Annotated in this window: 7 protein-coding genes; 3 read left to right on the top strand and 4 right to left on the bottom strand. The window is 47.4% G+C overall.

Translation table 11 applies throughout. From position 1 onward, the window contains the following. The 3 genes from Q0174_RS07190 to Q0174_RS07180 all read left to right on the top strand — a co-directional run. A partial coding sequence (locus tag Q0174_RS07190) for an alpha-2-macroglobulin family protein (protein WP_298042862.1) occupies positions 1-4,911 on the top strand: 4,911 nt, incomplete at its 5' end. 258 nt (positions 4,912-5,169) lie between these two features. Continuing rightward, positions 5,170-6,726 (top strand): flavocytochrome c, encoded by a 1,557-nt coding sequence (locus tag Q0174_RS07185; RefSeq protein ID WP_298042860.1) that lies wholly within the window; start codon positions 5,170-5,172, stop codon positions 6,724-6,726. A gap of 541 nt (positions 6,727-7,267) precedes the next feature. After that, positions 7,268-8,029 (top strand): EFR1 family ferrodoxin, encoded by a 762-nt coding sequence (locus Q0174_RS07180; protein WP_298042859.1) that lies wholly within the window; start codon positions 7,268-7,270, stop codon positions 8,027-8,029. A gap of 860 nt (positions 8,030-8,889) precedes the next feature. Here the strand turns inward: Q0174_RS07180 and Q0174_RS07175 are convergent. The 4 genes from Q0174_RS07175 to Q0174_RS07160 all read right to left on the bottom strand — a co-directional run. Beyond that, positions 8,890-10,539, bottom strand: a complete 1,650-nt coding sequence (locus tag Q0174_RS07175; RefSeq protein ID WP_298042856.1) for a sensor histidine kinase — start codon at positions 10,537-10,539, stop codon at positions 8,890-8,892. Continuing rightward, the gene (locus Q0174_RS07170; protein ID WP_298042855.1) at positions 10,523-11,185 is read right to left on the bottom strand and encodes a response regulator transcription factor; all 663 of its coding nucleotides are present in this window, start codon (positions 11,183-11,185) and stop codon (positions 10,523-10,525) included. Before Q0174_RS07170 ends, Q0174_RS07175 begins: the two co-directional genes overlap by 17 nt. A gap of 132 nt (positions 11,186-11,317) precedes the next feature. Beyond that, on the bottom strand, positions 11,318-11,947 hold the full coding sequence (locus Q0174_RS07165) for a hypothetical protein (RefSeq protein WP_298042853.1): 630 nt from the start codon (positions 11,945-11,947) through the stop codon (positions 11,318-11,320). A 13-nt stretch (positions 11,948-11,960) separates the two neighbouring features. Further along, positions 11,961-12,169: PepSY domain-containing protein (locus Q0174_RS07160; RefSeq protein WP_298042851.1), on the bottom strand; the 209-nt coding region annotated here is incomplete at its 5' end.

The raw sequence follows: 12,169 nt of genomic DNA, 5'->3' as shown, positions 1-12,169 counted from the left end.
GTGCGCTTTGAGTTCGAGACAGAGCCTTTTAGCACCGAGCATATCGCGCTTCTGCGTCCGGGGTTAGTGGCAATTAAATTTAACGATGCGGTTAGCAAGGACGCGCTACAGCAAGCGACTAGAATTTATCGCGCGCAGAATTTAGCCCAAAACGATATATCCTACGAGCTTAGCTCGCACGATGATCGGAATTTTTTATTCAGCTTCGATCCTAAGGCACAAAACGTCGTATTGCAAATAGAATCCCTCACCTCAAAAGCGGGCGCAAAGCTGCAAAATCCGGTGGAGCTGCGCACGGACGAGGAGCCTTTTAATGATAGCATTAACGCTTCAAATTTAAGCGGCGTGCAGATCCGCCCTGCGGCTCTAAAAGACGGCTCGCTCGCAGCTAGAGTGTGTTTTCCTAACTATATGGACGAGCTGTCCGCCAAATACGTAAGAATCGCAGGCGTGAGTAAATTTAGCCTCACTCAGCCGCGATATTATTATTACGACGAAGATGAAGAGGGTGGCGAAAGCGACGATCCTTCATGCTACTACTATGCAGATATAGTAAGCGACGAGTTTATGCCGAATAAAAGCTACGAGATCAGGCTGCTAAAGGGCTTCGGAGATAGCTCATATATCTTGCGTGACGAGATAAAACAAAGCGTAAAAATGGGCGACAGGTTGCCTTTCATAGCCTTTAGTGACGAGAAAAATTTTATCCCAAAATCCGCTTCGTTGGCAGTTAAAAGCTCAAACGTAAATGAGGTTAAAATTTCGATTGCTAAAGTTCCTGAGCAAAATTTTAGGTATTTTTTAAACTTTGAAAGCAACGAAGATAGTGTAGGTGGGCTAGCTAGCGAGATCGCGGTTAAGAGCTTTGATATAGGAGGCGCTAAAAACGCCGTTACGGAGCATAAAATCGCGATGGATTTTAAAGGCTACGAGGATGGAATTTATAAAATCACGGCGTTTTACAAAGTGGGCGAAAAGATGCAAGAGGTTTCGCGCGTAGCCTATCTTAGCGACATTACGGCTCAAGTGGTGCTGCTTGAGCGCGGTGCGCTAATTTATACTTCTAGGCTTAGTAATGGCGAGGAGCTAAGCAGAGCGAAGGTTAAAATTTACAGTGATAAAAACGAGCTAATCGCGGAGGATAAAACGGACGGAGATGGAATTTTGCGATTAGAAAATATGGAAATTCTAGCCAAAAATCCGCGCTCTATCGAGATTAGTAAAGGCGATGAGCATGCGTTCGTGCTGTTTAATAACGCCGTAGCAAGCGTCGAGAAAACGATTACTGCAAAGCGTCCGTTCGTTTATCTTGCAAGCGAGCTGATAAGCCCGAATGAGCGGCTTTTAGGCACGATCGTTATGAAAAATCGCGATTTTAGCTCTTTAAAAAATACGCCGATTAAATTTAAAATTTACGATCCTAGCGGCACTGTGATCATCACACGCGCGCAAAACACCGATGAGTTCGGCAGCGTTAAAATCGATGAGCTGATGGGTGAGAAAAGCGGCACTTACCGCCTGGATCTCATCTATGAGGATAAAATCATCGCTTCTAAAAGCTTCAGCGTAGAAAATTTCCTCCCAAACCGCATTAAAAATGAAATTTTAACTGCTAAAGACGAATATGGCGCGGATGAAATCATAACTTTAAAGCTAAGCTCAAACTATCTTGCTGGCGCGCCGGCTGGAGATTTGAAAGGCTCGCTGGAAGCAAACGCCTATGAAAAAGAGCTAAAAATTAAAGGCTACGAGGGCTTTTCGTTTCTAAACGATCGCTTAAAGAAAAAGGGCGCTACGCAGCTTCGCAGGGCAGAATTTACGCTAAGCTCCGCCGGCAAAAAAGAGCTTGCACTCTCGCCGGCAGCAGCTGATTTAAATGTCTCTAACGCCATAAATATTCTACTAAATTTCAGCGTAACCGAGGAGGGCAAAAACGTAAACGCATATCGCAGCCTGAGCTATCTGCCTTATGATCGTATCGTAGGAATTCGCGCGAACAAAGATTTCATATCAAGCGGCGATAGCGTAAAATTCGGCTTTGCGCTGCTAGATTCCAAAACTAAAACCGACGTCAAAGGCAAGATCGACGTTGAAATTTACCGCGACGATTTTACTTACGTTTATGACGGCAACAGATACGTCGAGCAAGAAAGCTTTAATCTCGTAAGTGCCGTTAGCACCGACGCGCGCGAGTTTGAGTATAAATTCCAAAACGGCGGCAATTATCTAATCGTCGCAAACGATTACTCAAGCGGCGCAAGTGCTGGCGTGCGTGTGGATGTAAGCGGCTGGGGATATTATGGACGGGTAAATGCCAAAGACGTGCAAAGCGCTAAAATCAAACTCGCAAGCGACAAGGTTAAAGCCGGAGATAAAATTAAAGGCGTCATCAATTCGCCGGTAGAAAGCGGCGTGCTAAATATCTCGCTCGTAGGAGAGCAGGTTTACGACTATAAAATTCTATCCATCAAAGGCGGTAGCGCGGAATTTGAGCTTAGCGTACCGGATAATTTCGTCGGAGGACACATCAACGCTGTAATCGCGCGCGCTGCGACACCCGCTGCGATGCCGCTTAGAGCCTATGCAAACGTGCCGGTGGCGCTAGATGCGAGCTCGCACAAGGCTAACGTGCAAATCCTAGCCGAGAAAAGCTACAAAAACGGGCAAAACGCGCAGATCAGCGTAAAAAGCGAGCCAAATTCCAAAGTCATACTCTACGCAGTCGATCTTGGAATTTTAGATATCGTCTCACAAGAGGAGCTCGATGCATTTAAGGCGTTTGACGTTAGCGCGTATTTTGCGCTGCGATATTTCGACATTTATGATGATCTTAGCGTGTATCAAACTACCGCAAAGGAGCTAAGCTTCGGCGGCGACGGCGTGATGGCGAAAGCTAAACGAAATTTAAGCCCGGTCGAAAACAAAAAGCAGAAAAAATTTATCAAAATGCTAATCGCAAAAGCTGATGCAAACGGCGAGGCGAAATTTGAGCTTGCGATGCCGAAAAATTTTAACTCCACGATCCGTCTAAGCGCCATGACTATCGGAGAGGCGGCTACGATCGGCTCGGCAAACGTCGAAGCTAAGGTTCGAGACGACGTGATCATAAAACCGGCAGATCTAACCTACATGGTACGCGGCGATGAAATTTCCGTGCCGCTAACGCTCATCAACACCACTGATAAGGAGCAAAAGGCGGTCTTAAAAATCAGCTCATCTCCTTCGGTTGCTATAAGCGGCGGCGAGGCAAATTTCACGCTCAAACCGCTTGAGGTCAAGCATACGAACTTCACCGCAAGCGCACTTGATATTGCGGATGCAAATATTAAATTTGATCTTGACGCAAACGGGCAGAAATTTAGCAACGACGTGGAATTTGACATAATCAGCCAGTTCCCGCGCTCGAAGCTATTTCACGTAAGCTACGGCGATAAGCCAGTAACTCTAAAAATCGATCCGAGCTATAAAGAAATTTATACTCACATCAGCGCTACGCCTAATGCTTTTAGCCTAGCGGACGAGCTATATCTCTATCCTTACGGTTGCACCGAGCAGCTTACTTCAAAGATGGTAGCGGTTGATTATGTCGCACGCAAAGACTCCAATAAAACCTTAACCAACCGCGTAAACGAGTATGCAAGTAGAATTTTATCTCGCCTCAAACCTAGCGGCAGTTTCGGCTACTGGAGTGCTCACGGCGTTACTAATTACTACGCTTCGATTTACGCAAGCGACGTTTTACTAGAGCTTGACGCGCGCTATAAATTCCTTAGCAATAAGCAAAGATCGCTGATATTTAGCGCCTTAAAATCAGACTACGAAGATCAAGCGACGCTTCGAGTATATGCGGATTTCGTGCTAGATCAATACGGCAAGCTGGATGACGATGAGATAAATTTCATTTACGACAACGGCCTTTATGACAACTCGCCGATGGCTCGCATCGCTATGGCTGCGATACTTAAAAAGCACAATATGACGACCGAATTTAACTTCATGCGTGAAAAAATAAACCAAATGGATTATGATTACGCCGAAGACGGGGCGGGCTTGACGTTTGCTAGCGACATAAGAGACGCCGCCTTTAAGCTCTACGCATTCGGCAAGGCGGGCATCAAAGACGATAGCACGGCTCGCACGGTCGATGCGATCATTCGCGATCTAAAAAATATAAACAATACGCAGGAGCGAGCAAGCGTAATACGCGGATTTGATGAGTATTTTAAGGATTCGAAAAAAGAAGCCCATTTTGCATTAAAATACGACGGCGAGACGAAAAATTTCAATTCGCCGTTAGATACCAAACTCGCGGTTAAAGACGGCGCGATAGAATTTACGCCGATGAGCGGCAATGGCGAGCTATTTTTTACCGCTCTTGGCTTTGGATATGAAAGCGCGCCTTTAAAGCATGAGGCTTTGAGCATACAGAGCCTAAACGCCCATTCTATGGATAGCAAAAAGATTGAAATTTACCGCGAATTCATAGACGCTCGCGGCAACATCGTCGATCTAAACAAACTCAAAGTAGGGCAGAAAATTTACTCTAAGATCAGCTGGCGAGCGAATTATTATCTGTATAATTTCGTAATCGATGAGGCTATGCCTAGCTGCTTTGAGGCGGTCAATGAGCGCCTAGGCTCGGCCGCGCAGGCTAGAGTCGAGGGCATGCAAGACAGCGTGGCACTAGAACACACGGAGTATCTGTATGACCGAGTGCTTCGCTTCCCAAAAAGCGGCTATTTCTATTATGATCCGCGAGACGGAGAGAATAGCAGCGGCGTCATCTATACCCCGATAAACGTCATTATGGCTGGCTCGTGCGCGCTTCCTGCGATCTCTATCGAGGATATGCAATACGAGCAGGTAAATAACTACGATCTGCAAACGCTTAAATTTAAAGTCGCTCGCTAAGGCGTAGCGATTTTAAGCTTGGCGCGGATTTTGTATTCATTGCGATTTTCGCGCCGAGATTTTTATTTGCAGCGAAGATTTCACAAACGAGCGACATTGTAAATTTTAAAATTTAAATCCCGCTTGCCGAATTTTAAAATTTTATATTAATCCCTAAATTTCATAGCTTTTTACTATCCATTTATAGCGTCATTCTATTTGACTTGCCTTTAAATTCGAGTTATCATTTCTAAACACATTTCAATTAAAGGAGTTGTAATGCAAAAGCATGACGTATCAAGACGTAGTTTTTTAAAAATCAGTGCGGTGGGCGCGGGAGCGCTTGCACTGGGAGCTAGTAGCGCGTGCGCGGCACAAAACGCTAAGGACGTTAAATTTGACGAGGAATACGACATCGTCATCATCGGCACCGGTTTTGCGGGGCTTGCCGCGGCGATTAAAGCCAGCGGACGCGGCAAAAAGGTGCTAGTGCTTGAAAAGATGGGTCGCGCAGGCGGAAATTCCGTCATCAACGGCGGAAACATGGCAGCTCCGATGAATAAATTTCAAGTAGCGCAGGGCATTAAGGATAGCAAGGAACTTTTTATCGCCGATGCCGTAAAAGACGGGCTCGGGCTTAACCATACCGATCTTTTGGGCGTGATGTTTGATCGCAGCAACGATGCGGTGGATCTTTTAACTAGCTGCGGAGCGGAGTTTAGCGACAAACTGATCTTTGAAAGCGGCCACAGCGTCGCAAGAAGCTTGCAATCAACCAACGGCTCGGGCTCGGGCTACATCCAACCGATGATGGGTAAACTTCAAAACGATCCTAACGTCACGATCAAGACCCGCACGAAATTTGACGATTTTATCGTGGATGACAGCGGCCGCGTCGTGGGCGTAGAAGCGCGCGAGGAGTATAAATTTGATCCGAAACTCTTTAGCGACGATCTGGAAAACAAAAGCGGCGAGAAAAAGAGCTATAAAGCTAAAGACGGCGTTTTGCTGGCTTCGGGCGGATACGGATGCGATCTATGGTACCGCCAGATCCAAGATCCGCGCGTAGTGCCTAGCATAGACAGCACCAACCATCCGGGAAGCTCGGCAGGAGCGATGCTAGCGGCAAACAGAATCGGCGCATTTACCCTTTTAACGTCGTGGATTCAGTTCCTTCCATATTGTTCGCCCGACGAAAAGGGCTTCGGCGCTGCGGTAAATTTCACCAACCACTGCTGCAACACCTACGGTCTAACCGTCGATCCGAAGACCGGCAAGCGCTTTATGGACGAGCACGCGGGGCGTAAGATCAAATCCGATGCTTGCTTTAAGGTTATCGGCGAGAGCGAGAAAAACGACAACTATCCGGTAAACGTCTGCGACTCTCAAGCCGTCGCCGCGCGAAACCCAGTCTATACATCAAGACCGCTGGAAGCGGGCGTCGTGAAGAAATTTGACACGTTAGAGGAGCTTGCGAAGGCTTACAACCTGCCGCTGGAGCCGTTTTTAAAGACCGTCGCGGATTATAATTCATATGTCAAAGCGGGCAAAGACCCAGAATTCGGCAAAGTGGTAGATAAGCTAGACGGCATCGACGTTTCCAAGCCGCCGTTTTACGCAAGCCGCACGATGCCGAAGGTGCACCACACGATGGGTGGACTTGAGATCAACACCAAAGCTCAGGTAATCTCGAGCCTTACTCACGAGCCGATCCCGGGGCTCTGGGCTGCGGGCGAAGTAACCGGCGGCGTGCACGGCGCAAGTAGGCTCGGAACCTACGCGATCCTTGATTGTATGGTTTTTGGAATGATCGCGGGCGAAACAATCGGGGCTTAAATTTAGCGCCTGCAAAATTTCGGCGCGAAGTAGCCATGCATGCTTTGCGCCGAAATGCTTAAGAAGGACTCACGCGAAGTAGGGCACAGCACAATCCGTAAATCCTACGTAGAGCGGCGGCAGGGTCTGTCGCGATTTGCGAGGCTAGGCACGTGAAGCAGTAAAATGCGTACAGCATAAAAGGCTTTGTTGCCCAAGTCGTAACGCCTAAGAACGAGAGTGCGTTCGCCGCCAGCGACGGCGCGGCGGCAAAATTTCAAATCATAAAATTTTAAAATCTCATAACGCGGGAGTTTTAAATTTTGTAGCGCCAAAACTCTGCGGCGTCGCCCGAGTTTGTAGCTCGTAAGCCTCGTTTTGTATGTATCGCGCGTACTAGGAAAAGTTAAATTTGACCGCCGCTTTTATGATGCCACGGCGCAATAACTCGATCAAATTTTAAAATTTCATGCATCTTTTGCGTAAAATTTCATCTATTTAGCAATCAACGATGCTAAATTTCGCTAAAATTCGTCACACGAAGCAACTTGGGGAGACGGGTATGATAGCGATCTATTTTAGCGCCACGGGCAACACGAAGCATTGCGCGGGTAGGCTCATCGCTCATCTTGGTGGCGTCTGTGTCTCGATCGAGAGCGAGGCTTGCGGCGAGCTTTTAAAGCACCACAACGACGTCATTTTGGCGTATCCCGTCTATTTTAGCGACCTGCCGCGTATCGTGCGCGACTTCCTTTACCGAAATGGCGCGAGCTTTAGCGGCAAAAATGTATTCATCCTCGCTACGATGGAGATTTTCAGCGGCGACGGAGCAGGGTGCGCGGCTAGAGTTTTAAAACAATTCGGCGCAAACATAACGGGCGGCGCTCATATCAAAATGCCCGCGTTCATCCTCGACGTGGCGATTTTTGGCTACTCGCGAGCGAAAAACGAGCGCATAATCAAAGAGGCGGACGCTAAAGTCAGGCGCGTTGCGGAGGCGCTTAGCGCAGGCCGTCCGCCGCAAGAGGGGCTGAGCACGCTCTGTCGTATCGCAGGGCTTTTAGGGCAGCGACTTTGGATGAAAATTTGGGATAAAGGCCCCTTTGCTAAGCGCAAGCCGAGCCTTGATCCATCGCGATGCAGCGGATGCGGGGCTTGTGTCAAACCCTGCCCGATGCGAAACATAAAGCTCGCTTGCAAAAAGGCGCAATTCGGCGATGATTGCACGCTTTGCTACAGGTGCGTAAATATATGTAAGCGCAAAGCGATTACGATCCTAGGCAGGGTGAAAAATTTAGAAAAGTCCATCCCTGCGGACTTATGAGGACGAGCTCATACCTCGCAAGTTCGCAATCAAATGCGTAAAAACGGGCGAGGAAATTTTACTTTTTGATAGCACTGCGCACGGCTAAAGCGCGACGTTTCGCGACAAGCTCGATGCAGAAAAAGTAGCCCGTCGCTATATAGTGAAATTTAATCTGCCGCCGTGCAAGATCCTCGTAAAATTTGGCTACAGCACCCACTACGGGTACGGGACAGACGAGCGTGGTAGGGTCATACTAATAAACGGCGGGGCTGCCTTGCGTAGCAAGAGGTAAGGCAAACGGCTTTGATTATATCGCCGTAAGCTACAAGAGAGAGGTGGGCAAAAAGACAAAATTTCGCTTATGTAGGCGACCTTAAATCTCAGTCCGTCTTTTTTGCTCCGTATTTAAATTTTTACTCGGTCGCTAGATACTCCTAAATTTAAATTCTCTAGAGCCGAATGTAGCGTCTTAGAATTTTAGCAAAGGTTTATCCTGTAATACTGCGCCGTGAAATTTCAGCAAAGGCTTATTTTGCCGCATACCTCAAAATTCTTAAATTACCCGCGCCGGCCCACTTAAGCTATAAAGCGCTTGCCTTATCACTTCGCCCAAGGGCAAAATGCCGCGCCTTGTCTTGTTAATTCGCCGCGGAATTTCGCGGTAAAACTAAATTTTAAAATTTGGCCCATTTAAATTTAAAAGCGCACGACTATCGCAAAAATCATCCGATATTATTGGCGACGCCGGCCTAATTTTAAAATTACACCATCGCCCCTATATACGGCTATAGTCGTTAAATTTTAAGCAACAATAGGCGATAAAATTTTAAGAATTCGCCGCCCAGCATTTCTTTACGCCGCCAAGCCCACAAAACCGCCTAAACCTTCTTAAACTTTACGCTAAATTTGCTTCCGCGTCCTACTTTGCTACGTAGTGAAATCTGCGCGCCATGGATCTTTGCGATTTGTGAGGCGATGGCTAGCCCGAGCCCCGCGCCACTATTTTGCTCGCGATTTCTGGAGCGCTCGATTTGATAGAGCTTGTCCCAAATTTTATTTTGCAAAGCGGGCTCTATGCCCTCTCCATCGTCGCTTATGCTAAGTTCGCACGCGTCTGCGCTCACGCAAAGCTCTAAAACGACGTAGCTACGCGTAAATTTTAAAGCATTGCTTAAAAGATTGTTAATCAGCCTGATCAAAAGCAGCTCATCGCCGTTTACGCGCGCGCCCTCGGCTATCTGCGAGCTAAAACTTAGCCCTTTTTGTGCGCACAAAAGTTGAAAGTCTTGCGCACACTCGTTTGCGATTCTGCTTAAGCTTACGGGTGCCAAACGCGCGCCGCGTTGCAAGCGAGCAAGCTCTAAAATCTGCTCTATTAACGCTGAAATTTTACGCGCTTGATTATTGATGACCGCGAAACTCTCCCTCGCCTCGCTCGCGTCTTGCTCGTAGGCTAGGGCATAGTCGCTTTGAGCCAGTATGACGGCAGCGGGCGTACGCAGCTCATGCGAAAGGTCGGCGCTTAGCTGCCGCTCGCGCTCAAACGCGCTTTGCAGTGATGCTAGCATTTCATTAAACGTAGCTGCGAGCGCGCTTAGTTCATCCTTGCCTCGCGGTAGTTCTATTCGTCGCGTAAAATCGCCGCTAGCTCCGATCTCGCTAGCTGTACGCGACATAGTGCGCACGGGCTTAAACGCTCTTTTTATGATCGCGTAGCCGCCGTAGATGACGAGCACCACAAATAGCGGCGATAGGATAAGAGCGATCAGCATCACGCGCTTCATCGCAAGCTCAAACTCGCTAACTGCGATGACGCCGCGTATCCATGCACTGCGCCCTTTGATCTGCGCGTCGTAATAGAAAAACTCATCGTCGTCAAGCTCCACCTCGCGCGCGCCTTGAGGCGAGAGCGGCAGCGCGGGCTCGAAGCCTTTAGGCACAAACCCTGCGATCACGCCGCCTTGTCCGTCATGCTCGTAGAAAAATACACCGTCATCAAAGCTTTTAAATTTTTCCTCGCGCGCGGCTTTTTGCACTAAGCGGGCAAGCTTTTTTTGGCTGACGGAGCTTCCTGATACTTCGTCTAAAATATAGCCGCAAATGCCGATAATAGCGCCTGCAAGCACCAAAATAAATACGCTGTAATAAAGCGTCACGCGTAGGCTGATAGGTAGCGCGCGCGAGATAAAATTCTCTTTAGCAGTTGAGAATGCAAGGACTAAGGCTTGAGTAAAATTTCTTATCGAGATTTTAGACGCGAAATTTTGTTCTTGACTTTGCGCGAGAACGCTATTAGAATTTTGCGCTAGATCAGGCGTTGCGCTTGTAGCAGCAAAATTCGGCGCGGAATTTGATGCCAGATTTTGCGTGGGATTTTTCTTGCGGCTTTTCTTTAAACACGCAAAATTATGCGTAAAATTCTGTTTAAAATTTCGCACGAATTTTAATATGAAAAGCGCCGTAGCGGCAAAAATCTGCTTCGCAATCGCTGAAATTTTAATCCAAATCTTGCTATCTTGCCACGACATAGCCAAGCCCTCGCTTCGTTTCTATTATATCGCCGTGCTCGCCTAGCTTTTTGCGGATATTTTTGATTAAAACATCGATAACATTTGAGCTTGTTTCGTCGCCAAAATCCCAAATGCTCTCGCCGATTTGTTCTCGGCTTAAAATCGCACCGCGATTTAGCATTAAAAGCTCTAAAATTCTATATTCCTTACCCGTTAGCTCCACTACCTCACCCGCGCAGACGACCGATTTTTTGCTTAGATTTAGGCGCACTTGCCTTATGATAATTTCGTTATCCGCAGTAGCGTTTTTACGCCTGATAATTGCGCGAAGCCGCGCCAAAAGCTCACGAAAATCAAAGGGCTTAACCATATAATCGTCTGCGCCCAGATCAAGCCCTGCGACGATATCTTCTTTGGCGTCCCGCGCAGTTAAAAATAAAACCGGCGTTCCCAGTCTGCGCGCCCGCGCCACCTTCAAAAACTCAAAGCCGTCCATCACAGGCATCATCGCATCAAGCACGATAGCGTCATATTTTGCGACATCCAAAAACTCTAGCGCTTCCTTGCCGCAAAAGGCGCAATCTACGCTGTAGCCGTCCTTTTTCAGACATTTTGTGATGATTTGATTTAGATCTTTTTCATCCTCGACAAGTAAAATTTTCAAAGCGTTCCTTTAAAATTCTGCTAATTTTAATCCGCCATTTTAACTAAAAATGCATAAATTTTGCGGCGCCTTGAATGTGTAAACCCGCTCGCTTTTAAGCACCGCTAAATTTCAGTAGCGTTGGGAGCTGCGCTAATTCGCAGTCGCCTTTTGTCTAGCTCTAATCTCGCTTGCCTTTTTATCCGCTACGCTTCCTAACCGCCCTAAAAAATTTAGTGCGCCTGCTGCGATATTTAGCGCAAAAAGCCCAAATCCTACGCAGCCAAGCTTGAAATTTTGCTTAGCGATTTCGCGTTTGCAGTGGCTGCAAAGCACTGGCTTGCAAGAATTACAAACCTCCGCGCAGCTTGCTGCGCTGACAGAATCTCGCGCGCTTGCGAAATTACTTGTATCAGAAAAATTTTGTGTATCGGCGAAATTTTGCTCGCTAGCGAAATTTCGTGCACTTGATAAGTCTTGCGTCTGCGAAGAATTCCACTCGTCCTTATAATCTTTCGCTTCCGAAGAATTTTTTTGATTTTTGCAACATTCCACGCTGGAAAAATCTTTAGAATTTTGCTCGCAGGACGCGAGATTCCGCTCGCTTATTTTGCTTGCTAAATTTGCCGAAAAATCTTGCGCATTTTCATCTAAATTTTTAGCCGCGTCTGCATTTTGGGCGCCATAGTCAGCGTTTTCGTTTATGCTAAAATCCCTAGCGTCCAAAGCCTCACTAGTTTGGGCGGAGTTATCTGCTCCACCCTTTAAGCTTTGATTTTTCATCTCACACCTTCACTTATTTTTGACGCTGCAAGATCTGCTCGCCCGTAGCGGCGTCGATTAGCACCTCTTTTTTGCTCATGCCTTGGCGCAGTTTCACTTCGTATGCAGGCTTACCGCCGTTACTTTTTAAATCAACCTCGCGAAAATCCCAGCCGGTGTTTACGCTAAGTGCTTTGGCGCGAGCGTCTGTGGCACTGATTTTGACCTGCGAATAATCAATTT

Origin of the sequence: uncultured Campylobacter sp. (genome assembly GCF_937996225.1) — a bacterium.
Lineage (GTDB): Bacteria > Campylobacterota > Campylobacteria > Campylobacterales > Campylobacteraceae > Campylobacter_B.
Note: the sequence above shows the minus strand (reverse complement) of the source record. Positions and strands in the feature narration are given on the sequence as shown.

Bases quoted from the DNA above. Each gene is read 5' to 3' on its own strand.
- Q0174_RS07185 (WP_298042860.1), top strand. From the start codon at position 5,170: ATGCAAAAGCATGACGTATCAAGACGTAGTTTTTTAAAAATCAGTGCG.
- Q0174_RS07180 (WP_298042859.1), top strand. From the start codon at position 7,268: ATGATAGCGATCTATTTTAGCGCCACGGGCAACACGAAGCATTGCGCG.
- Q0174_RS07175 (WP_298042856.1), bottom strand. From the start codon at position 10,539: ATGTCGTGGCAAGATAGCAAGATTTGGATTAAAATTTCAGCGATTGCG.
- Q0174_RS07165 (WP_298042853.1), bottom strand. From the start codon at position 11,947: ATGAAAAATCAAAGCTTAAAGGGTGGAGCAGATAACTCCGCCCAAACT.